The organism is Pigmentiphaga sp. NML030171 (genome assembly GCF_002188635.1).
GTDB classification, from domain to species: Bacteria; Pseudomonadota; Gammaproteobacteria; order Burkholderiales; family Burkholderiaceae_B; genus Pigmentiphaga; species Pigmentiphaga daeguensis.
The window spans coordinates 38,637-60,553 of sequence record NZ_NINX01000056.1 but is presented as its reverse complement, the minus strand read 5'-3'; the positions used below and the strand labels follow the sequence as shown (position 1 = coordinate 60,553).

The following is a 21,917-nucleotide window of genomic DNA, read 5'->3' as shown; positions in this document are numbered from 1 at the left end:
AACACCTCGGCCTTAACGCCCATGCGTTTCATCAGGGTGCCCACGTGTCGTCGGCCGACCTCATGGCCGTCACGGCGCAGTAGCCGCGCCAGCATGCGGGCCCCGGCAAACGGAAACTCCAGATGCAGCTCGTCGATCCGGCGCATCAACATCAGATCTCTATCGTTGACAGGCCGGGCCTGATAATACACGCTCGATCGAGCAATCCCCACCAATTTGGCCTGGCGTGACACCGGCAGTGCATGCGTACGGTCTATCATCGCTTTGCGCTCAGCAATCCCGCCTTGGTGAGCGCGCTTTCTAAAAAATCATTCTCCAGCGTGAGCTGGCCGATCTTGGCATGTAGCACCTTCAGATCGGCCGGCGGCTCGTTGTTGCTCTGTCCTGCCGACCCGAATACGTCCGCCGCCTTCTCCTGCAACTGCCGCTTCCATTCCGTGATCTGGTTCGGATGCACATCAAATTGCTGAGCCAGTTCGGCCAGGGTGCGATCCCCCTTGACCGCCGCCAAGGCCACCTTGGCCTTGAACGCCGCTGAGTGTGTTCGTCTCGTTCTCTTGGTCATCTCTCTGGTTCCTTTACCGGCATTATCGCCGGATCAGGCCCAGAGCTCTCCACTTATCGGACTGTCTGAATTTCCGCCGCCACCTCTTTTCGCGTCCCAGGTGCTGTCGGGCATGGATGGCATCGCCCGCGCCCTCGATCCCGGGCCGTCGGCCGATGCGCCCTACGAGACCCAGGCCGCCAGCCTGCCGCATACGCTGACCGAGGCGCTGGGATGCCTGCGCGACGATCCGGTGCTGCGCGAGGGGCTGGGGGCCGGCTTCGTGGATTACTTCTGCCACATCAAGGAAGCCGAGATCGCCCGCTTCAATCTCGAAGTGAGCGAGTGGGAACAGCGCGAGTACTTCGAACTGTTCTAGGGGAGGTTTCCCCCCTACGCGTGACGCGCGCCCGCATGGTGGGCCCCCAGCCGCTACGCGGCAGCCCCCCAAGGGGGCCGGGACCCGCCTCGGGGCGGCCCGGCGCCGGGTCCCGAGGGGCGATGCGCGCGGCCTGGCAAAGCCAGATCCGCAGTTTCCTGGATCAGTTGCTCGCGTCTTTGTGATAGCTCGTGACGAGGTCGACTTCGTTCTTCGAGCCCAGGATCACGCTGACGCGTTCGTGCAGCGCGGCGGGCTCGATGTCCAGGATGCGCTGCAGGCCGTTGGTCGAGGCGCCGCCGGCCTGTTCCACCAGCATGCTCATCGGGTTGGCTTCGTACATCAGGCGCAGCTTGCCGGGCTTGGTCGGTTCGCGCGCATCCCACGGGTACATGAAGATGCCGCCGCGGTTCAGGATGCGGTGCACGTCGGCCACCATGGAGGCGATCCAGCGCATGTTGAAGTCCTTGCCGCGCGGTCCGGTCTTGCCGGCCAGGCATTCCTCGATGTAGCGCCGCACCGGCGGTGCCCAGTGGCGCATGTTGGACATGTTGATCGCGAATTCCTTGGTGTCGGCGGGAATGCGGATGTTTTCCTGGGTCAGCACCCACGAGCCGACTTCGCGGTCCAGGGTGAAGCCGAACACGCCGGTGCCCACGGTCAGGATCAGCATGGTCTGCGGGCCGTACAGCGCGTAGCCCGCCACGACCTGCTGCGAGCCCGGCTGCAGGAAGTCCTGCTCGGTGATCTCGCGGCCACGGGCCTCGGCGGGCGCGCGCAGCACCGAGAAGATCGTGCCGATGGACACGTTCACGTCGATGTTGCTGGAGCCGTCCAGCGGGTCGAACAGCAGCAGGTATTCACCCTTGGGGTAGTGGGTGGGAATGAGGTGGACGGTCTCCATTTCCTCGGAGGCCATGGCGGCCAGCTGGCCACCCCACTCGTTGGCTTCCAGCAGGATTTCGTTGGACAGCACGTCCAGCTTCTTCTGCACCTCGCCCTGGATGTTCTCGGTTTCCAGGCTGCCGAGCACGCCGCCCAGCGCGCCCTTGCCGACCGCGTGGCCGATGGCCTTGCAGGCGCGGGCGACGATTTCGACCAGCAGGCGGACTTCGGCGGGCAGGGCGGCGGCCCCGCGCTGCTGCTCGATCAGGAATTGGGTAAGCGTCTTGCGCTTCATGCGGCGATCTCCAGGGCTTTAGAAACGATTTCGGTGACGTTGCGCGACAGGCCGGGATGGCTGCGCACCTGCTGCAGCGCCTGGCGCATGGGGTCGCTCAGTTCGGGTACGTAGCGGACCCAGCGGTCCAGCGCACGGGCCAGGCGAGCCGCGATTTCCGGGTTGAGGGCGTCCAGCGCCAGGACCTGGCTGGCCCAGTAGCGGTAGCCGCTGCCGTCGGCGCGATGGAAGCCGTAGGGATTGTTCAGGCAGAACTGGAAGACCAGCGAGCGGGCGCGGTTGGGATTGCGCAGCGAGAACGCCGGATGGGCCATCAGGCCTTCCACGGTCTGGACCGTGGTGCCCCGGGCGGTCGCCTGCAGGGTGAACCATTTATCCACCACCAGCGGGTCGTCCTGCCAGCGGTCGTAGAAGTCGGCCAGCACCCGCGCGGCGGCGTCTGGCGCGCCGAAGTTGACCAGCGAGGAGAGGGCCGACAGCCGGTCCGTCATGTTGCGCGCCGTGTCGTATTGGCGCAGTGCCAGTTCCGCCGCGCCGTCCACGCGGCCGGCCATCAGCGTGGCCAGCGCGAGGTTCTTCAGCGCGCGCTTGCCCGCGCTGACCGGATCGGGCGAATAGTCCCCCGGCGTCTGGTTGGCATCGATGGCGGCGCGCCAGTCGTCCGCCAGCGCGCGGCCGAGCGCGCCCAGGGTTTCGTCGCGCACGGCGGCCAGCGCCACCGGATCGACCTTGGCCATGTGTTCGGCCAGCGTCTTCTCCGACGGCAGCGTCAGGGCGCGAGCCCGGTAGGCGGCATCCAGCCCCGGCGCGGCCAGCACCGAGCGCCAGGCTTCGATGAAGTCGCCATGCAGCACGAAGGGCTTGCCCTCCTGCCGTTCGCGAGTGGCCGCCAGGATGACGCGGGTAGCCAGTTGCTGTCCGGCTTCCCAGCGGGCGAAGGCATTGCCATCGTGCTTCATCAGCAGCGCGAGCTCGTGATCGGTGTAGTCGTATTCGACGATGACCGGCGCGGAAAAGTCGCGCAGCAGCGAGGGTACCGGCCTGGCGTCGATGTTCTCGAACGTCCATTGCGCGTGCTCGGTGGTCAGTTCGAGCAGCGCGGTGTCGCGCACCTCGTGTCCGCCCGCCTGCTCGAGCGGCAGGGCCCGGCCTTGGGCATCCAGCAGGCCGATGGCGAAGGGAATGTGGAAGGGCTGCTTGGCCGGCGCGCCCGGCAGGCGCTCCACGCCCACGGGTTCGCAGCGCTGGGCGAGCGTGACCGTGCACCGCCGCGTGGCGGCGTCGTGCTCGATCGTCACCCGCACCCGCGGCGTGCCGGCCTGGCTGTACCAGCGCCTGAACACGGACAGGTCGCGTCCGGGGTGATCCTGCACGTAGACCGACTCCATCGCGGCGACGAAGTCGTCGCAGGTGACGGCCTGGCCATCGTGCCGGCGGAAGTACTCGGCCAGCCCGCGCGTGAAGCCCGCGGGCGTCAGCAGGGTCTGCTGCATGCGGATGACTTCCGCCCCTTTCTCGTAGACCGTGGCGGTATAGAAGTTGCCGATCTCCTGGTAGCTCTCGGGCCGGATGGGGTGCGCCATCGGGCCGGCATCTTCGGGGAACTGCGCGGCCCGCAGCGTCACGACGTCGTCGATGCGCTTGACCGTGCGCGCGCTGGCGGCCGCCTGCGCGTCCAGTCCCTGCGCCATCATGTCGGCGGTGAATTCCTGGTCGCGGAAGACGGTCAGGCCTTCCTTCAGGCTCAGTTGGAACCAGTCGCGGCAGGTGACGCGGTTGCCGGTCCAGTTGTGGAAATACTCGTGCCCGATCACCGCTTCGATCGCGCTGAAGTTGGCGTCGGTGGCGCTTTCCGGGTCGGCCAGCACGTAGGCGGCGTTGAAGATGTTCAGGCCCTTGTTCTCCATGGCGCCCATGTTGAAATCGCGGGCGGCCACGATCATGAAGCGGTCCAGGTCCAGTTCGAGCGAGAAGCGTTGCTCGTCCCAGCGCACGGCGCGCTCCAGCGACTCCAGCGCGTACTGCGTCTTGGCCTCGCTGCCGGGGTCGCTGTAGACCTGCAGCAGCACCTCGCGGCCCGAGCGGGTGCGCATGCGGGACTCGCGCCAGGTCAGGGTGCCCGCGACCAGCGCGAAGAGGTAGCAGGGCTTGGGAAAGGGGTCTTCCCAATGCGCTTCGTGGCGGCCATCGGGCAGGTCGGCCTGCTTGACCAGGTTGCCGTTGGACAGCAATTGCGGGAAGCGTTTCTTGTCGGCCCGCAGCACCACCGAATACCGCGACATGACGTCGGGCCGGTCGGGGAACCAGGTGATGCGGCGAAAGCCCTCGGCCTCGCACTGCGTGAAGAAGACGCCGTTCGAGATATAAAGCCCCATCAGCGCCGAATTGGCCTCGGGCCGGCAGCGCGAGACGATCTCGACCTGCGCCTGGACGCCCAGGTCGTCCAGCGTCAGGGTGCTGCCGTCCACCTGGTAGTGTCCGCTCCAGTCCCGGCCGTCCACCTTGACGGCGACCAGTTCCAGTTCCTCGCCGTCCAGGACCAGCGGGCCTTCGCCGGTACGCCGTACCTCCAGCAGCGAACGGACCAGGGTGTCGGCGGGGTCGAGGTCGAATTCCAGCCTGACCGTCGCGATGTCATACGGAAACGGAAGGTAATTCTGGCGTCTGATGGTGACGGGAGTATCGGTACGCATGATGGCGGAAACGAGTGGCGGCGCAGGGATGGGATTGTAGCGGGGCGGGGCGGGACGCGTCGGCCGAGAACCGAAACACCTCGTGTCGGTCCAAGCGCCATAACGGTTAAATTACGATTCTTGCTGCGGACGCGAAAGCACCATGTCGATATCCAAATGTAATTCTTTCTTCGGACGGGGCGGCTGGACATGGGCCAGCCGCGTCGCGAAGGTGGCCGCCGTGGCGTTGCTCGCGGGCTGCGCGACCACGGTGCCGGCCCGCGTCACGACCTTCCAGCAATGGCCGGCCGATGCCGTCGGCGCCACCTGGAAATTCGATACGTCCGCGGCGCAGCGGGACAGCCTGGAATATCGCGAATACGCCGACATGATCCGGTCTGGCCTCGGCCCCACCGGCATGGTCGAGGCCGAGGCGGGCAAGCCCGCCCGCTTCACCGTCAGCTTCTCGTACGGCGTCGAGCCGGTGCAGGTGCGCATCGAGCGTCCGGCCTACGATCCCTTCTACGGGCCCTGGGGGCCGTGGGGCTACGGCTGGGGCGGCTTCGGCTATCGCGGCCGCGGCGGCATGGGTTTCGCCTGGGGGCCCCCGTACCCGCCGACCTGGACGTCCACCACGGTAGACGCATCCCGCGCGTCGCTGCGGGTGGAGATCCGGGACGCCAGGCAGAACGGGCAGAAAGTCTACGAGTCCACGGCCGTGAGCACCGGCTCGGGCGACTCCATTCCGCAGGTGATGCCCTACCTCGTGCGGGCGATCTTCGATCGTTTCCCCGACACGAACGGACAGGTCCGGGACGTCACCTACGAGGTGGAGCAGCGCAGGTAGCGCTCGCGCCTCAGCCGGCCCGGGCCGGCGGCGGGCTGATCTTCAGCCCCGCCAGGAAGTCGTCGATGACGCGGCCGCCCACTTCGGTGATGTCGAAGTCGCCCGGTTCCAGCATCCAGTCCATGAACAGGCCATGCATGATGGCGTGCAGGCCCAGGGCGGCTATGCGCGGGTCGGTGTGGGGCGGAAGCTGCCCCAGGGCGATGGCGCGGCGGAAGCCGTCTTCGTAGCGGCCCAGGGCGACCTTGCGGCTTTCCACGTGGCGACGGCGCATGTCCGCCGTTTCCGCCACATATTCGCACTTGAACAGCAGGATCTCACAGACCCGCTGCGCGCTCGCGCCCTCGGAGATCAATTGCATGGCGCCGACGGCGCTGCGCCGCAACTGGTTGAGCGGATCCGGGGAGTTGGCGTCGCAACTGCGCTCGAGCGCATCCTCGATCGGCATCTTGACCCGCTGCAGCATCGCGTCCAGCAGGTCCGTCTTGTTCTTGAAGTGCCAGTAGATCGCGCCACGGGTTACATTGGCGGCCGCCGCGATATCTTGCAGCGACGTGTGCGAGACGCCTTGTTCGCTGAAGATCTGCTCGGCGGTTTCGAGAATGCGGGTGCGGGTTTCGAGCGCTTCCTCTTTCGTTTTGCGTACCATGGCCATGCCCAGCCGGTGGTGTCCGGCATCAGCCTGGAAGGCAGCCGGACGGAGGTGTGTGAGTGAATGGGCTATCTAGCTAAGGTGCCCCTGCGCAATGCTTATATACATGCATGAATGTATGTAAGCATACCATGTTTTGGCTTGTTTGACTGAGGAGAGGGCGCATGGCTGCCCAGATATTGGCATTCGTGGGGCTTCTGGCGTTATCCAACACATTCATGACGTTCGCATGGTATGGACACCTGCGATACGCCCATGGCAGTCCGTGGTATCTGGCCCTGATGGCGAGCTGGGGGCTGGCTTTTTTTGAATATGCAATCATGGTGCCCGCGAACCGCTACGGCTTCGATTTCCTTAGCGTAACGCAGATGAAGATATTGCAGGAGGTGGTGACGCTGACGGTGTTCGTGCCGTTCGCCTTGCTGTTCATGGATGAGCGGCTGCGGCTGAACCATTTATGGGCGGCGTGCTGCCTGGTGGGCGCGGTTTATTTCGCCTTCAAGAAATAATTCACGACCGTAATAATCCGAGGCTTTGGACGGGTAAACCTTTCCGGATGGTAACAATCAAAAAGGTGGTTTTACGGATATGAATCGTAAAACCACCTTTACAAAGGCCCTGCCGGCCTGCGCCGTATTACTGGGCGATGAGAAACTGGTCGCGCGTCGCGCCGCCGGCTTCGGCCGCCACCAGCCAGCGCGGGGGTTTGCCGCGGCCGGTCCAGGTTTCGCCGGTTTCGGGATGGCGGTACTTGGGAGCGACCTGCTTGGCGGGTTTTGCCGCGCTGGCCTTGGCGGCGGTGCCGCTCGCCCGCTTGCGGGGCGCCCCGCCCTTGGCCTGGGCGGCTTTCAACTCGTCCAGCGTGATCGAGAATTCCTGCATCGAGCGAAGAATGGAAGCGATGACAGGCTGGCGTTGTTTCTGGCGAACGCTTTCCGCTTTTTCCTGAAGCTTGCGGATTTGGGCCTGCAGTGATTGGTAGGTATCTTTAGCCATTTTTGTCCAGGTGGTTTTTTCAGGCGAAGGGCAGAGGAAATACTCGATTTGGAACGCGGGATTGCCAGCGCATTTTAGAAGCGAATTTTCCAAGCTGTGAAGCCCTTATGTGAAAACGGATACATTTTCAAAAGAATAGAGCGCCATTTGCGCCGGAAGTTCATTCGGAAACCTACTTGGGTAATTTCCCGGAGTCGCCTGCGCAAGGCCGTCCGACTCCGGAATTTTTGAGGAACGGCCGCCGCGGGCGGCCGCATGAAAAGACATGGCTCTACGTTCGGTGGTTTACAAGGCGGTACTGCAGGTAGCGGACATGGACAGGGGGTACTACGCGGAACATTCCCTGGTCGTTGCGCGCCATCCCTCGGAAACCGATGAAAGAATGATGGTGCGGGTACTGGCCTTCGCGCTGAATGCGGACGAGGAGCTGGCGTTCGGCAGGGGGCTGTCGACCGACGACGAGCCGGATCTATGGCGCAAGGATCTGACCGGTGCCGTGGACGTCTGGATAGAAGTGGGCTTGCCGGACGAGAAATGGCTGCGCAAGGCATGCGCCCGCGCCGCGCGGGTGGTGCTCTATGCCTATGGCCGCACCGCCGACGCGTGGTGGCGCCAGAACCAGGACAAGGTGGCGCGGCTGGATAATCTGCAGATTTTCCGGCTGGCCCCCGACGATACCGCCGCGCTGGCCCGGCTCGCGGAACGAAACATGCAGCTGCAATGCAACGTGCAGGAAGGCCAGGCCTGGATGGGTAATGGCGAGCGGGACGCCACACTGACGCCGGAAAGGCTGCATCCCTCATTATGAATAGGGTTTTTGGACGCCATGGGATGCCATGAACGTCCGCGTTTTTGGTGCTAGGATAAAAAAGCAAAGTGGTTACGAGTTTGGTCTACCGAAAAGCGCCGACCTAGGGGGATCTTTGCCTGTGCGGGTTGAGCGCCGATAAAAACGCGCGTCTGTCGCGACTGACAGGTTGTGGAATACGGAAAACCCTACATGAATGCACTTTTTTCTCAGGCGGAACGTCGGCTTTCGGCTTTACCCATTCCCGTTCAACTCATACTGCCCGATGGCACCCGGCTGGGGGCCGACAATGCGAAGGTCGGGTTCAAGCTCAGGACATTGCGATCCGTCTCCCACCTGGTGCGGGGGCGTATCGGCCAATTGGGCGAAGACTATGTCGAGGGGCGCGTCGACATAACCGGCAACATGCGCGACCTGATGGCGGCGGCCGCCGCCATACTGACGGAGTCGCCCGTGGACAATTCCCCGCCCGGCTGGCTGTCGGAGCTGGGGCGCAAGGCGACGTCGGCCATGCGCCACACCATGGACCGCGACGCGCGGCAGATCCAGTTCCACTACGACCTGTCCGATGATTTCTACGGCCTGTGGCAGGACCCGCGCCGCGTCTATTCGTGTGCCTATTACCGCGATTCCGGCATGACGCTGGCCCAGGCCCAGGAAGCCAAGCTCGACCATATCTGCCGCAAGCTGCGGCTCCAGGAAGGCGAGCGGTTCCTGGACATCGGCGCCGGATGGGGCGGCCTGCTGCTGTGGGCCGCCGAGAACTACGGCGTCGACGCCACCGGCATCACCCTGTCCAAGAACCAGCATGCGCACGTCAATCGCCTGATCGAGGAAAAGGGGCTGCAGAACCGTGTCCGGATGGTGCTGCTGGATTATCGCCAGTTGGAGGAAACCCAGCCCTACGACAAGATCGCGTCCGTCGGGATGTTCGAGCACGTCGGGCGTGCCCAGCTGACCGCCTATTTCTCGAAGATCCGCCGGCTTCTGCGCCCGGGCGGCCTGGTGATGAACCACGGGATCACCTCCGGTGGCACCTATAACGCCCAGCTCGGCAGCGGAATGGGAGACTTCATCGAGAAGTACATATTCCCGGGCGGGGAACTGGTGCATGTCAGCAAGGTGCTGGAGACGCTCAGCGACGGCGGGCTGGAAGCCGTCGACGTCGAGAATCTGCGCCCCCATTACGCACGCACGCTGTGGGCCTGGAGCGACGGGCTCGAGGCCAAGCTGGACGAGGCCTACCGGATCTTGCCGGGCGAGCAGGGCGCCAAGTCCGTGCGGGCCTACCGGCTGTACCTGGCCGGCTGTGCCATGGCGTTCGAGCAGGGCTGGATTTCGCTGAATCAGGTGCTGTGCCAGCGTCAGGGCGTATTCGATGCAAGCCAGCTCGACGAGCCGGCCGGCCAGGCGTATCCGTTCCGCCGGGATTACATCTATCGCTGAGGTGCCGGCAGGCACCGCCGAAGCAATGAGCCCCGCCTAGGCGGGGCTCGCGCATTGCGGCGGGGTGTTCACGCGGCGGTCAGAGCGACGCCGCGGAGAACGTGTCGCAGTTGCCCGGATTGCCGCTTTCCAGTCCACGCTTGAACCAGCGCACGCGCTGGGCCGATGTGCCATGCGTGAAGGCGTCCGGGACCACGTAGCCCTGGGCTTCCTTTTGCAGGCGATCGTCGCCGATGGCCGAGGCGGCGTTCAGGGCGGCTTCCACGTCGCCGGGCTCCAGGATCTGCCGGGCCCGATTGGCGTGATAGGCCCAGACGCCGGCGTAGCAGTCGGCCTGGAGTTCCATCCGCACCGACAACTGGTTGGCCTCGACCTGGCTGGAGCGCCGCTGCTGGCGATTGACCTTGTCGGCCGTGCCCAGCAGGTTCTGGACATGATGTCCGATCTCATGGGCGATCACATAGGCGCGGGCGAAGTCTCCCGGGGCGTTCAGGCGACGCTGCATTTCCTCGAAAAAGCTCATGTCGAGATAGACGCGGGCATCGCCGGGGCAGTAGAACGGCCCCATGGCCGCCTGGCCCGTGCCGCACGCGGTATTCGTGGCGCCCGAGTACAGGACCAGCTTCGGCTCGGTGTAGCGGCTGCCGGACGCGGTGAATAGCTGGCTCCAGGTGTCCTCGGTGTCGGCCAGCACCTTCGAGACGAACTGGGCCTGCTTGTCGTCGGCCGGCGGCGGTCCCGACGATTCCTGGACCGACTGGCCGGGGCCGGAGGCCAGGTCCAGAACCACGGATGGATCGACGCCGAAGTACATGGCGACCAGCGCCAGCACCACCGCGCCTATGCCCAGTGAACCGCGGCCCGCCAGGCGGGGACCGCCGCCGCGCCGGTCTTCGATGTTGCTGCTTTCTCGGCCATTGTCCAGACGCATGGGGCTTCCTCTGTCCTTTATCGTTCGATGCGGTGCGCGGGCGCATGGCCAGAATATAAACCGATCCGGTCCGGTGCGGCCTCGCTCCCGCCGGGCCGCGGAGGGGGCGGGGTGTTGTTTATGCCGCAACGATGGCGGAGCAAAATCGCAAAAGGCGCAGCAACGGGCCGCAAAAGTGTGGGAGCATTTCTCCTCGGGAGCGCATGCTGCGCCAGGCGCGACGCAAGCCGGGAAAAGCCCTAGCCCTGCAAGGGGTTAATGCCTACTTGACATATTCTCGCGCTCAACTGACGAAACAAAAAAATTCGTTCTTTTTATACAAACATCCATGAATGTTTGTATAATCGCCTGCTTCATGATGTCCGCAATGTCTTCCCGTCCGCACCCGGCGCGCGCCAGGCCGCCGGACGCGCAAGGCTTTCGTCATCCCGGGATTTCGACTACGTTTCGGCTTCATCCGTGCCGCGACGTCTATGCCTAGAGGAATGCTATGCAACGCAAAAGACGCTCACCCTATCTGCTAGGCGCGGTATCGCTGGCGACCCTGCTGGCGCTGTCTGCTTGCGGCAAAGGAAACGGTGGCGCGCAGCAGGGCGCGGGAGCGCCTCCTCCGATGGAGATCGGCACGGTCACCATCACGCCGACCAAGGAAGTCATCGTCAACGAACTGCCCGGGCGCCTGGAAGCGACCCGCATCGCCGAGGTCCGCGCGCGCGTGGCGGGCATCGTGCTGCAGCGCGCGTTCCGCGAGGGCAGCGACGTCAAGGCGGGCCAACTGCTGTTCAAGATCGACCCGGCCCCTTTCCAGGCCGACTACAACAGCGCCAAGGCCAATCTCGAGCGCGACGAAGCCAACCTGTACCAGGCCCGCATGCTGGCCGAGCGCTATGAGCCGCTGGTGAAGGCGAACGCGGTCAGCAAGCAGGAGTACGACAACGCCGTCGCTTCGTACAAGCAGGCGCAGGCGGCCGTGTCGGCCACCAAGGCCGCGCTGGACCGGGCCAAGCTCAGCCTGGACTATGCCACCGTCACGGCCCCGATTTCCGGCCGCATCGGCCGCGCGCTGGTTACCGAGGGCGCGCTGGTCGGCCAGGGCGAGGTCACGCCGCTGGCGGTCATCCAGCGCCTGGATCCGGTCTACGCCAACTTCACGCAGTCCGTGGCGCAACTGAGCCAGCTGCGCGCGGCCTTCGACAGCGGCAAGATCAAGCAGGTCGCGCCGAACGAAGCCCGTGTCTCGCTCGTGCTGGACGACGGTTCGCGTTATCCGCTGACCGGCAAGCTGCTCTTCTCGGACGTCACGGTCGATCAAAGCACCGGCCAGGTCACGCTGCGCGCCGAGTTCCCGAACCCGAACAACGTCCTGCTGCCGGGGATGTACGTGCGGGTGCGGGTCGAGCAGGGTATCGACGAGGCGGCGCTGACCGTGCCGCAGCAGGCGGTGCAGCGCGGCGCCAACGGCGATGCGTCGGTCTACGTGGTCGGCGCCGAGAACAAGGTCGAGCCGCGTCCCGTCAAGACCGGCGCCGCGGTGGGCGATCGCTGGATCGTGACCCAGGGCCTCAAGCCCAACGACGTGGTCATCGTCGAAGGTTTCCAGAAGGTGCGTCCGGGCGCGCAGGTCAAGCCCGTACCCTGGAAGCCCGCGGCCGAACCCGCGCCGGCGCAGCCGGCTGGCCAGCAAGGCAGCAAGTCGTGATCGGTACCGTGCCCGGCGCGCGATCCGCCCCGGGTGCGCGGACCGGTGAAGACCGGTCCGGTCGAGACGCAGGCAGGGCGAACCCGGCTTCGTCAAAGTCGAGCCGGGTCCTGTCGGGCCGCCCGAAGCATCTCTAAGAGAGTCACCAGACATGTCGCAATTTTTCATTAGCAGGCCGATTTTTGCCTGGGTGGTCGCGCTGTTCATCATCCTGGCAGGCGTCCTGGCCATTCCCAACCTGCCGGTGTCGCAGTACCCGGCGGTGGCGCCTCCGGTCATCTCGGTGTCGGCCACCTATCCCGGCGCGTCGGCCGAAACGGTGGCCCAGTCGATCACCAGCCTGATCGAGGACGAGCTCAACGGCGCGCAGGGCATGTTGTATTTCGAGTCGCAGAGCAACTTTGGCCGCGCCGAAATCGACATCACCTTCGCGCCGGGGGTCGACCCCGACCTGGCCGCGGTGGACGTGCAGAACCGCATCAAGCGGGTCGAGTCCCGCCTGCCGCAATCCGTGCTGCAGCAAGGGCTGCGGGTGGAGAAGGCCAGCACCAACTTCCTGCTGGTGCTGACCTTGTCCTCGGAAAGCGGCGAAACCGATGCCGTGGGCCTGGGCGACTATCTGACCCGCAACGTGCTGAGCGAGATCCGCCGTATCCCCGGCGTGGGCCGGGCGCAGCTGTTCGCCTCGCAGCGGGCCATGCGCATCTGGATCGATCCGGCCAAGCTGGTGGGCTACAAGCTGTCCACGGCCGACGTCAATGCCGCCATCGCCGGCCAGAACGTGCAGTTGCCGGCGGGCGCCATCGGCGACCAGCCCAATCTGCCGGACCAGCAGATCACCGCCACCATCTCGGTGCGCGGCCAGCTGGCCACGCCCGAGGAGTTCGGCAACATCGTGCTGCGCGCGAATCCGGACGGCTCGTCCGTGCGCCTGCGCGACGTCGCGCGCATCGAGGTCGGCGCCGAGACCTACGCGTTCTCGTCGCGCCTGAACGGCAAGCCGACCGCCGCCGTGGCGGTGCAACTGGCGCCCGGCGCCAACGCGCTGTCGGCGGCAGAGGGCGTCAAGGCCAAGATGGAAGAGCTGGCGGCCTATTTCCCCGCCGACTACAAGTACGACATCCCGTACGACACCTCGCCCTTCGTGAAGGCGTCGATCGAGAAGGTGCTCCATACCCTGGTCGAGGCCATGGTGCTGGTGTTCCTGGTGATGTTCCTGTTCCTGCAGAACTTCCGCTACACGCTGATCCCGTCCATCGTGGTGCCGATCTGCCTGATGGGCTCGTTCGCGTGCATGCTGATCGCCGGGTTCTCGATCAACGTGCTGACCATGTTCGGCATGGTGCTGGTGATCGGTATCCTGGTGGACGATGCCATCGTGGTGGTGGAGAACGTCGAGCGCATCATGGTCGAGGAAGGGCTGCCGCCCAAGGAAGCCACCCGCAAGGCCATGGGCCAGATCAGCGGCGCCATCATCGGTATCACGCTGGTGCTGACGGCCGTGTTCCTGCCGCTGGCCTTCATGAGCGGCTCGGTGGGCGTGATCTACCGGCAGTTCTCGCTGGCCATGGCCACGTCCATCATGTTCTCGGGCTTCCTCGCGCTGTCCCTGACGCCGGCGCTGTGCGCCACGCTGCTCAAGCCGATCCCCAAGGGCGCGCATGACGAGAAGAAGGGCTTCTTCGGCTGGTTCAACCGCAGCTTCAACCGGACGGCCGACGGCTACCAGAACTGGGTGGGCCGCCTGCTGGCCAAGACCGGGCGCTACATGGTCATCTATGCGGCGATCCTGGCCGTGATGGCCTATACGTTCCTGCGCCTGCCGTCGTCGTTCCTGCCGGCGGAAGACCAGGGCTACGTGATCACCGACATCCAGACGCCCCCGGGCGCCTCGGCCAACCGCACCCGCGAGGCGGTCGAGGTCATGGAAGCGCATTACTCCGAGCGGCCGTCGGTGAAGTCCATCATCACCATCCTGGGCTTCAGCTTCTCGGGCATGGGCCAGAACGCGGCGCTGTCGTTCGCCACCCTCAAGGACTGGTCCGAGCGCGGCGCGGACGAATCGGCGCAGGCCGAGGCCGCGCGCGCCAACGGCAGCTTCTTCGCCCGCATCAAGGACGCCATGGTGTTCTCGATCGTGCCGCCGGCCATTCCCGAACTGGGCAACGCGACCGGCTTCACGTTCCGCCTGCAGGACCGTGGCGGGCTGGGCCACAACGCGCTGCGCGACGCCCGCGACCAGTTGCTGGGCGCCGTCGCCAAGAGCTCCGTGATCGCGTACGCCCGCGTCGAAGGCCTGGAGGACGCGCCTGAACTGCGGCTGCTGATCGATCGCGAGAAGGCCAACGCCCTGGGTGTGTCGTTCGATTCCATCCGTTCGGCGCTGTCCACGTCGGTGGGCTCGGCCGTGGTGAACGACTTCATCAACGCCGGCCGCGTCCAGCGCGTGGTCGTGCAGGCCGAGGCCGGGGACCGCATGTCGCCGGACGATCTGCTGCGCCTGTACGCCGCCAACTCGAGCGGCGGCCTGGTGCCGTTCTCGGCATTCGCGTCGTCCGAGTGGGCCAAGGGGCCGGTGCAGGTGATCCGCTACAACGGCTATCCCGCCTACAAGATCTCGGGCGATGCCAAGCCGGGCTTCAGTACCGGCGAGGCCATGAGCGAGATGGAGCGCCTGGTGCGCGAGCTGCCCCCGGGCATCGGCTACGAATGGACGGGCCAGTCGCTGCAGGAGCGCGTGTCGGGTGCCCAGGTCCCCATCCTGCTGACCCTGTCGCTGCTGGTGGTGTTCCTGGTGCTGGCCGCGCTGTATGAAAGCTGGTCCATCCCGTTCTCGGTGATCCTGGTGGTGCCGTTGGGGATCCTGGGCGCGGTGCTGGCGGTGACGCTGGTGGGCATGCCCAACGACGTGTTCTTCAAGGTAGGCCTGATCACCATCATCGGCCTGTCGGCCAAGAACGCGATCCTGATCGTGGAATTCGCCAAGGACCTCTATGCCGAGGGCAAGGGCCTGGCCGAGGCCACGATCGAGGCGGCGCGCCTGCGTTTCCGCCCCATCGTCATGACTTCGCTGGCGTTCATCCTGGGTGTGCTGCCGCTGGCCATCGCCACCGGCGCGAGCTCGGGTGCGCAGCGCGCCATCGGTACCGGCGTGATGGGCGGCATGATTTCCGCCACGCTGCTGGCCGTGTTTCTGGTGCCCGTGTTCTTCGTGGTGGTGCTGAGGCTGTTCAAGACCAAGCCCGAATCGCTGCATGTCATGGGGCACCATGACGACGAGCCGAACAAGGGCGACGCCGGCGCGGCGGGAACGGTCAAGCATGAAGGAAACTGATATGAAACGACCCGCATACTCACTCGTGGCGGTGGCCGTCGCCGCCTTGCTGGGGGGATGCTCGATGATCCCGACCTATGAGCGCCCGGCGGCACCGGTGGAGGCGGATTTCTCCGCCCACGGCGCCGCGCCGGCCGGCTCGCAGCCGGCCACGGCCGACATAGGCTGGCGCCAGTTCTTCGGCGACGAACGTCTGCAACGGCTGATCGCGCTGTCGCTGGAGAACAACCGCGACCTGCGCGTGGCGGTGCTGAACATCGAAGCGGCCCGGGCCCAGTACGGCGTGACGCGCGCCGACCAATTCCCCGGCGTCAATGCCAACGCCAACGGCACGCGCCAGCGTACGCCCGGCGACCTGTCGTACTCCGGCCGCTCGACCATAGGCAGCCAGTACCAGGTGAACCTGGGCGTGACGGCGTTCGAACTGGACCTGTTCGGCCGCGTCCGCAGCCTGAGCCAGGCCGCGCTGGCGCAGTACCTGGCCAGCGAGGAAACGCGGCGCAGCACGCAGATCAGCCTGGTGGCCCAGCTGGCCAATGCCTACCTGAACGAGCGCTCCAGCGACGAACTGCTGGCGCTGGCCCAGCGTACGCTGAAGACCCGGCAGGATTCGTACAACCTGATCAAACTGCGCTACGACGCCGGCGCGGCTTCCGAGCTTGAGCTCCAGCAGGCCGAGTCGCTGGTGCAGAGCGCGCTGTCCGAGCAGGCCATCGCCGAGCGCAACCGGGCCCAGGCCACCAATGCGATCGTGTTGCTGATCGGCCAGCCCCTGCCGGCCGACCTGCCCGCGCCGCGACCGCTGAGCGAGCAGGCGTTGCTGGCCGACGTGCCGGTCGGTCTGTCGTCCGACCTCATCGAGCGCCGGCCCGACATCCGCTCGGCCGAGCAGCAATTGCGCAGTGCCAATGCCAATATCGGTGCCGCCCGGGCCGCGTTCTTCCCCAGGATCTCGCTCACCGGCGCGTTCGGAACCGCCAGCAGCCAGTTGTCCGGGCTGTTCGACAGCGGCTCACTGGCCTGGAGCTTCGCGCCTCAGATCAGCCTGCCCATCTTCGACGGTGGCCGCAACCGGGCCAACCTCGACCTGGCCGAAGCCCGCAAGAACATCGCGGTGGCCCAGTACGAGAAAACGATCCAGACGGCCTTCCGGGAAGTGGCGGACGCGCTCGACGCCAAGGGTACCTTCGATCGGCAGATCCAGTCGCAACAGACTCTGGTAGATGCATCCCGCCGCAGCCTGGAACTGTCCGACATGCGGTATCGCAACGGGGTCGACAGCTATTTGCAGCTGCTGGATGCGCAACGCGCGTTGTTCACCGCCGAACAAAGCCTGTTGCAGGCGCGCACGCAGCGCCTGAACAACCTGGTGGGCTTGTACAAGTCGCTGGGGGGCGGTTGGGAAGAGAACACGGTGGCCGCCAAGGCGGCGCCAACCTCTACCGTGCAATGAAACAAGGGGCGCTGCGGCGCCCCTTGTCATTCAACCCGTCGACATTTCATCCGTCCATGCCTGGTCCCGGAATGAACAAAGGGCGTCTCCCGCGAACGGGGACGCCCTTGCCGGGGCACCGCATGAGCTGCGATCAGCCGTTGACGTACTGGACGTTGTAGCGGCGGGCGTTCGCCTTCAGGTCGGCGATCAGGTTCAGAACCTGCTTGGCCGCGGCGCGCAGGGCTTGGAACGGACGGGGCTGTTCGAATTCGTTGGCCAGTTCGCCACGGATCAGTTCGCGCTCGAGCGTGTCGGTCAGCTTGCTGTCTTGAACGTATTTCATGGCTGTATCCTTTACAGTGGTTGCCTAGGTGCTATCCCCTAGGTGATAACCCTATATTAGGGGAAACCCCAGGATAAGGCAAGCCTTTGTCGCATCGCAGCATGAATGAGCGGTCAAGTGTTGCCCTCCAGCCTCAGTTTGGATGTTTATAAATCACTCAACAGGGCAGAAAAATGGCGCCTGACGGCGCCGGAGGAAGGTTCAGCGGCGGAAGCTGCCCTTGACCAGTTGGAAACCAAACAGCCGGCAGGCCAGCGCGCCGTTGTAGACGGGCGTGCGCCGGAACGGGTCCAGGCGCAGCTTGCGGGGGAGTTCCAGGTCGCTGGTGATGACGTGCAACTGCCAGCCGCCGAATTCCCGCTTGAGCGTGCTGGCCCACTCCGACCAGAGCTGGCGGTCTTCCTCCAGGTCCAGGCGTTCCCCGTAGGGGGGATTGGTAATCAGCCAGCCGGCGCGTTCGTCCAGCGGGCAGGTGTCGCGCGCATCGGCCACCTCGAAATAGACCGCGTCTTCGGTCAATCCCGCCCGGTGGGCATTCTCGCGCGCCGCGTCGATCGCACGCGGATCGATGTCGGCGCCGGCCAATTGCATGGGTAGTTCGGGCAGGATGCGGGCGCGGGCGTCATCCTTCAGGTCGCGCCAGCGGCGGTCCTGGTGGCCGCGCAGGCGCTCGAAGGCGAAGGGCCGCGAGATGCCGGGCGGCACGCGCAATCCCTTGAGCGCCGCCTCGATCAGGATGGTGCCGCTGCCGCAGAAGGGGTCGATCAGCGGCACGTCGGCGGGCCAGCCGGACAGTGCCAGCAAGCCCGCCGCGAGATTCTCGCGCAGCGGTGCCTCGCCCTTGTCCAGACGCCAGCCGCGCTTGAACAGCGATTCGCCGGAGGTGTCCAGGTAGAGCGTGGCGCTGGTTTCGTCCAGGAAGGCATGCACGCGCGCATCGGGCCGGACGGTATCGATGCTGGGACGTTCGCCCTCGAGTTCGCGCAGGCGATCGCAGATGCCGTCCTTGACCCGCAGATTGCAGAATTGCAGGCTTTTCATCGGGCTGCGCACGGCCGAGGTATCCACGCGCAGGGTCTGCTCGGCGCCGAACCAGCGTTCCCAGGGAGTGGCCCGGGCCAGTTCCAGCAGTTCGTCCTCGTCGCGCACGGCGCCGTGCGCGACCCGGACCAGGACGCGTGTGGCCAGCCGCGATTCCAGATTGGCACGCATCATGCCGTTCCAGTCGGCCGTGAAATGGGCACCGGCGCGGCCGGCGTAGGCGTCGTCGTATCCCAGCCCATGCAGTTCGTCGACCAGCGCCTGTTCCAGGCCCTGCGGGCAGGGCGCGAACATGGCGAAGGTCTCGGCCTGCGCGCCGCGGGGCCGGGGTTCGGCCGTGGGGGCCGGGCGGCCTGCCTGCCGCTCGCGCGGGCGCGCGCCAGGCTCGTCGTCGCGTCGCCGCCGGTCCCGATTGTCGCCCGGCACGGATGCCGGCGGTTTCCCCGAGGGACGGCCTTCACGGCTTTGACGGACCGGGACGTCGTCCCTCGGTGCGTCCGCCGCGGTGGGCTGCTTGCCGCTTTCGAGCGCCGCCCGCGCCACGCGGTGGGCGCGCGGGCCCGAGCGGACGCGCCGGTCGGCATCCTGCGGGGCGCCGGACTGCCGCGGACGGCTGGGAAGGGAAAGCGTGGGTTTCTTGCGCTCGGGAGTATCGGACAAGACTTGGGCCAATCAAAAGGGTTTGACGACAACGAGAACCGTGGCGGCCAGCAACAGCAGCACGGGAACCTCGTTGAACCAGCGGTAGAACACGTGGGACCGGGCGTTGCGGCCGGCCTCGAACTTGCGCAGCAGGCTGCCACAGGCATGGTGGTAGCCGATGACGAGCACGACCACGGCCAGCTTGGCGTGCATCCAGCCGTTGCCGGGGCCGCGGCCTATACCATAGCCCACATACAGCCACAGGCCCAGCAGGACGGCCGGCACGGCCAGGATGGTGGTGAAGCGGAACAGCCGGCGCGCCATGCCCAGCAGCCGCGTGGCCGCGGCGGCATTGGTTTCCTGCGCCAGGTTGACGAAGATGCGCGGCAGGTAGAACAGGCCGGCGAACCACGAGGCGACGAAGACGATGTGAAAAGCTTTTACCCACAGCATAGGCGCTTCCTTGTCGATGCATGCGTGCCGCGAGGGCGGCGGAATCGGACGGCGGGACGGGCCAACGGGCCGCATCCGCCGCATGGCAGGGCGCGCGGCATCAGCCCCGCGTCTGGCCGTCGCCGGTCAGGATCCATTTCAGCGTGGTCAACCCTTCCAGCCCGACCGGCCCACGGGCGTGCAGCTTGTTGGTCGAGATGCCGATCTCGGCGCCCAGGCCATATTCGTAGCCGTCGGCGAAACAGGTCGGCAGGTTGACGTAGACCGAGCTCGAATCGACCTCGCGCTGGAAGCGGCGGGCGGCGGACAGGTTCTCGGTGACGATGGAGTCGGTGTGCCGGGAGCCATGGGCCTCGATGTGGCCGATGGCCTGGTCCAGGTCGTCCACCACCTTGATCGACAGGATGGGGCCCAGGTATTCCGTGTCCCAGTCTTCCTCGGTCGCGGGCACGGCCTGCGGCACCAGCGCGAGGGTGCGCTCGCAGCCCCGCATTTCGACGCCGTGTCCGGTAAACGCCTGTCCCATCGGGGGCAGGAAGGCCCTGGCCACGCCGGCATGGACCAGCAGGGTTTCCATCGCGCCGCAAATGCCGTAGCGGTAGGTCTTGGCGTTGAACGCGATGGTGTGGGCCTTGGCCAGGTCGGCGTCGCGGTCGACGTAGACGTGGCAGATGCCGTCCAGGTGCTTGATGACCGGCACCCGCGCTTCCTCGGACAGGCGCTTGATCAGCCCCTTGCCGCCCCGGGGGACGATGACGTCCACGAACTCGGTCATGGTGGCGAGCTTGCCCACGGCCGCCCGGTCGGTGGTCTCGACCACCTGCACGGCGTCGGCGGGCAGGCCGGCGGCTTCCAGGCCCGCGCGCACGATGCGGCCCAGCGCGGTATTGGAATGGATGGCCTCGGAACCCCCGCGCAGGATGGTGGCGTTGCCCGATTTCAGGCACAGCGCGGCAGCGTCGATGGTGACGTTGGGGCGCGACTCGTAGACGATGGCGATGACGCCCAGCGGGACCCGCATGCGCGCCACCTGCATGCCGTTGGGCCGCGTGCGGGTCTCGGTCAGTTCGCCCACGGGATCGGGCATGGCGGCGATCTGCTCCAGGCCGGCGGCCATCAGCCCCAGGGCCTTGTCGGACAGCGTCAGGCGGTCGACCATGGCCGCGTCCAGTCCGTTCGCCCGGGCCGCTTCCAGGTCCTTGGCGTTTTCCGCCTGCAGCCAGTCCTTGTGGTCGCGCAGGCCGGCAGCCATGGCGCGCAGCGCCGCGGCCTTGGCACGGTCGTCGGCGCGGGCGACCAGCCGGGCGGCGGCGCGGGCGCTGGCGCCGATCCGGCGCATGGTTTGGTCGAGCGTAGAGATTTCCATTCGTATGAATCGCAGGGGGCGGGGCGTTTCAGGCCGCGAGCCTGAGCGCCAGCCGCGTGATTTCGTGCCACGGATCCGGAAGGCGTCCCGGAACACGCAGCCCTTTGATGATCTTGTCCACCTCGTGGGCGTGGTGGACGGCGGCGGTCCAGGCCTGGGGCGTCAGCCGTTTGAGTGCCTGGTTGGCCAATTGTTCATGCGTGCCGAAAAAGCGCAGCGTGCGCATCAGCGCCGGCACGCTTTGCCCTTGCTGGCCGGCCTGGGCCAGGCGGGCCAGCAGGCGGATTTCCTCGCCCACCGCCCACAGCACCAGCGGCAGGGCCTCGCCCTCGGCGCGCAGGCCTTCGATCAGGCGCACCACGCGCTTGGCGTCGCCCGCCAGCATGGCGTCGCGCAGCTTGAATACGTCGTAGCGCGCCACGTTCATGACCGCGTCCTGCACCTGTTCCAGCGTCAGCGCGCCTTCCGGATACAGCAGGCCCAGCTTGAGGATTTCCTGGTGCGCGGCCAGCAGGTTGCCCTCGACGCGGTCGGCCAGCCATTGCAGGACCTCGGCGCCGGCGCGCTGCTGCTGCCGAGCCAGCCGTTCGCCCACCCAGCCGGGCAGCATCGGCCGTTCGATGGTGGGCACGTCCACGACGATGCCGTGTTCGGCCAGCGCCGAGAACCAGGCCGACGAGCGGGTCGTCTTGTCCAGCTTGGGCAGCATCACCACCGTGACGCTCTCGCCCCGCTGGCCCGGTGCCTGCCGGGCCAGCCGCGCGATGACCTCGCCCCCGGTCTTGCCGGGCTTGCCGGTCGGGATCTTCAGCTCCAGCAGCCGGCGATCGCCGAACAGCGAGATCGACTGCGAGGCGCTCAGTAGCGCATTCCAGTCGCTGCGGGCATCCGCCACCACCGTTTCCCGTTCCGTGAAGCCGCCAGCCGTGGCCGCCGCCCGCAAGGCGTCGCAAGCCTCGATCACGAGCAGGGGCTCGTCGCCGGTCACCGTATACAGCGGTTCCAGCTGCTCGCCCGCCCGCTGAAGCTGGGCAATCAGTTGTTCTGGACGCAATTGCCTCATAGGGTGCCTCCGGCGGACCGTCGCTGCGATCCTGGATGCCGCGGATCCGGCTCCGCCGGTCCGCCAGCATCGCCCCTCGGGACCCG

At 66.3% G+C, this 21,917-nt stretch carries 17 protein-coding genes and 2 pseudogenes; 8 read left to right on the top strand and 11 right to left on the bottom strand.

The window, feature by feature from the left end; all coding sequences use genetic code 11:
* Window positions 1-565: pseudogene (locus CDO46_RS27805) on the bottom strand (IS3 family transposase); the annotation flags it as partial.
* An 88-nt stretch (window positions 566-653) separates the two neighbouring features.
* Between CDO46_RS27805 and CDO46_RS27800 the strand changes: the two are divergent.
* A pseudogene (locus CDO46_RS27800) lies at window positions 654-923 on the top strand (glutamine synthetase); the annotation flags it as partial.
* A gap of 163 nt (window positions 924-1,086) precedes the next feature.
* Here CDO46_RS27800 and CDO46_RS27795 read toward each other — a convergent pair.
* Together CDO46_RS27795 and pepN are read right to left on the bottom strand one after the other, a co-directional pair.
* Entirely contained in the window at window positions 1,087-2,103 is a 1,017-nt protein-coding gene (locus CDO46_RS27795) for a class 1 fructose-bisphosphatase (protein ID WP_087841818.1), read from the bottom strand.
* Window positions 2,100-4,796 (bottom strand): aminopeptidase N, encoded by a 2,697-nt coding sequence (gene pepN / locus CDO46_RS27790; RefSeq protein WP_087841817.1) that lies wholly within the window; start codon window positions 4,794-4,796, stop codon window positions 2,100-2,102. The genes CDO46_RS27795 and pepN overlap by 4 nt, the downstream gene beginning before the upstream one ends.
* Window positions 4,797-4,938: 142 nt before the next feature.
* On the opposite strand from pepN, the gene CDO46_RS27785 reads away from it, so the two are divergent.
* Window positions 4,939-5,622, top strand: coding sequence for a DUF4136 domain-containing protein (locus CDO46_RS27785; protein ID WP_087841816.1), 684 nt, complete (start codon window positions 4,939-4,941; stop codon window positions 5,620-5,622).
* Window positions 5,623-5,632: 10 nt separating this feature from the next.
* Here the strand turns inward: CDO46_RS27785 and CDO46_RS27780 are convergent, their stop codons facing one another.
* Window positions 5,633-6,271, bottom strand: coding sequence for a TetR family transcriptional regulator (locus tag CDO46_RS27780; protein ID WP_165963284.1), 639 nt, complete (start codon window positions 6,269-6,271; stop codon window positions 5,633-5,635).
* Window positions 6,272-6,438: 167 nt separating this feature from the next.
* Here CDO46_RS27780 and CDO46_RS27775 point away from each other — a divergent pair, with 167 nt between their 5' ends.
* Window positions 6,439-6,783: a DMT family protein gene (locus CDO46_RS27775; protein ID WP_087841814.1), complete on the top strand. Its 345-nt coding sequence runs from the start codon at window positions 6,439-6,441 to the stop codon at window positions 6,781-6,783.
* A gap of 127 nt (window positions 6,784-6,910) precedes the next feature.
* Here CDO46_RS27775 and CDO46_RS27770 read toward each other — a convergent pair whose 3' ends face one another.
* Window positions 6,911-7,270 carry an H-NS family nucleoid-associated regulatory protein gene (locus tag CDO46_RS27770; protein ID WP_087841813.1) on the bottom strand — a complete coding sequence of 120 codons (360 nt, stop codon included), beginning with the start codon at window positions 7,268-7,270 and terminating at the stop codon, window positions 6,911-6,913.
* A gap of 265 nt (window positions 7,271-7,535) precedes the next feature.
* Between CDO46_RS27770 and CDO46_RS27765 the strand changes: the two genes are divergently transcribed.
* Both CDO46_RS27765 and CDO46_RS27760 read left to right on the top strand, forming a co-directional pair.
* Window positions 7,536-8,078, top strand: a complete 543-nt coding sequence (locus CDO46_RS27765; protein ID WP_087841812.1) for a YaeQ family protein — start codon at window positions 7,536-7,538, stop codon at window positions 8,076-8,078.
* Between the two features lie 192 nt (window positions 8,079-8,270).
* Window positions 8,271-9,524, top strand: a complete 1,254-nt coding sequence (locus CDO46_RS27760; RefSeq protein ID WP_087841811.1) for a class I SAM-dependent methyltransferase — start codon at window positions 8,271-8,273, stop codon at window positions 9,522-9,524.
* A gap of 79 nt (window positions 9,525-9,603) precedes the next feature.
* On the opposite strand, the gene CDO46_RS27755 is transcribed toward CDO46_RS27760, so the two are convergent.
* Window positions 9,604-10,455 carry a neutral zinc metallopeptidase gene (locus tag CDO46_RS27755; protein ID WP_087841810.1) on the bottom strand — a complete coding sequence of 284 codons (852 nt, stop codon included), beginning with the start codon at window positions 10,453-10,455 and terminating at the stop codon, window positions 9,604-9,606.
* A 490-nt stretch (window positions 10,456-10,945) separates the two neighbouring features.
* On the opposite strand from CDO46_RS27755, the gene CDO46_RS27750 reads away from it, so the two are divergent.
* From CDO46_RS27750 to adeC, 3 genes are all read left to right on the top strand, one after another.
* Window positions 10,946-12,154, top strand: a complete 1,209-nt coding sequence (locus CDO46_RS27750) for an efflux RND transporter periplasmic adaptor subunit (protein WP_087841809.1) — start codon at window positions 10,946-10,948, stop codon at window positions 12,152-12,154.
* Between the two features lie 151 nt (window positions 12,155-12,305).
* A complete protein-coding gene (locus CDO46_RS27745) occupies window positions 12,306-15,488 on the top strand; it encodes an efflux RND transporter permease subunit (RefSeq protein ID WP_087841808.1) in 3,183 nt (1,060 codons plus the stop codon).
* 1 nt (window position 15,489) lies between these two features.
* Window positions 15,490-16,941, top strand: a complete 1,452-nt coding sequence (gene adeC, locus CDO46_RS27740) for an AdeC/AdeK/OprM family multidrug efflux complex outer membrane factor (protein ID WP_087841807.1) — start codon at window positions 15,490-15,492, stop codon at window positions 16,939-16,941.
* Window positions 16,942-17,074: 133 nt separating this feature from the next.
* Here the strand turns inward: adeC and CDO46_RS27735 are convergent, their stop codons facing one another.
* From CDO46_RS27735 to holA, 5 genes are all read right to left on the bottom strand, one after another.
* Window positions 17,075-17,266, bottom strand: coding sequence for a hypothetical protein (locus tag CDO46_RS27735; RefSeq protein ID WP_087841806.1), 192 nt, complete (start codon window positions 17,264-17,266; stop codon window positions 17,075-17,077).
* A 201-nt stretch (window positions 17,267-17,467) separates the two neighbouring features.
* Window positions 17,468-18,967: a class I SAM-dependent RNA methyltransferase gene (locus tag CDO46_RS27730; RefSeq protein ID WP_087841805.1), complete on the bottom strand. Its 1,500-nt coding sequence runs from the start codon at window positions 18,965-18,967 to the stop codon at window positions 17,468-17,470.
* A gap of 12 nt (window positions 18,968-18,979) precedes the next feature.
* Complete coding sequence (locus CDO46_RS27725; RefSeq protein WP_087841804.1) at window positions 18,980-19,402, bottom strand: CopD family protein; 423 nt, start codon at window positions 19,400-19,402, stop codon at window positions 18,980-18,982.
* Window positions 19,403-19,502: 100 nt separating this feature from the next.
* Complete coding sequence (locus tag CDO46_RS27720) at window positions 19,503-20,762, bottom strand: glutamate-5-semialdehyde dehydrogenase (protein WP_176400863.1); 1,260 nt, start codon at window positions 20,760-20,762, stop codon at window positions 19,503-19,505.
* A 34-nt stretch (window positions 20,763-20,796) separates the two neighbouring features.
* On the bottom strand, window positions 20,797-21,831 hold the full coding sequence (holA, locus tag CDO46_RS27715) for a DNA polymerase III subunit delta (RefSeq protein WP_087841802.1): 1,035 nt from the start codon (window positions 21,829-21,831) through the stop codon (window positions 20,797-20,799).
* Window positions 21,832-21,917 lie beyond the last annotated feature (86 nt).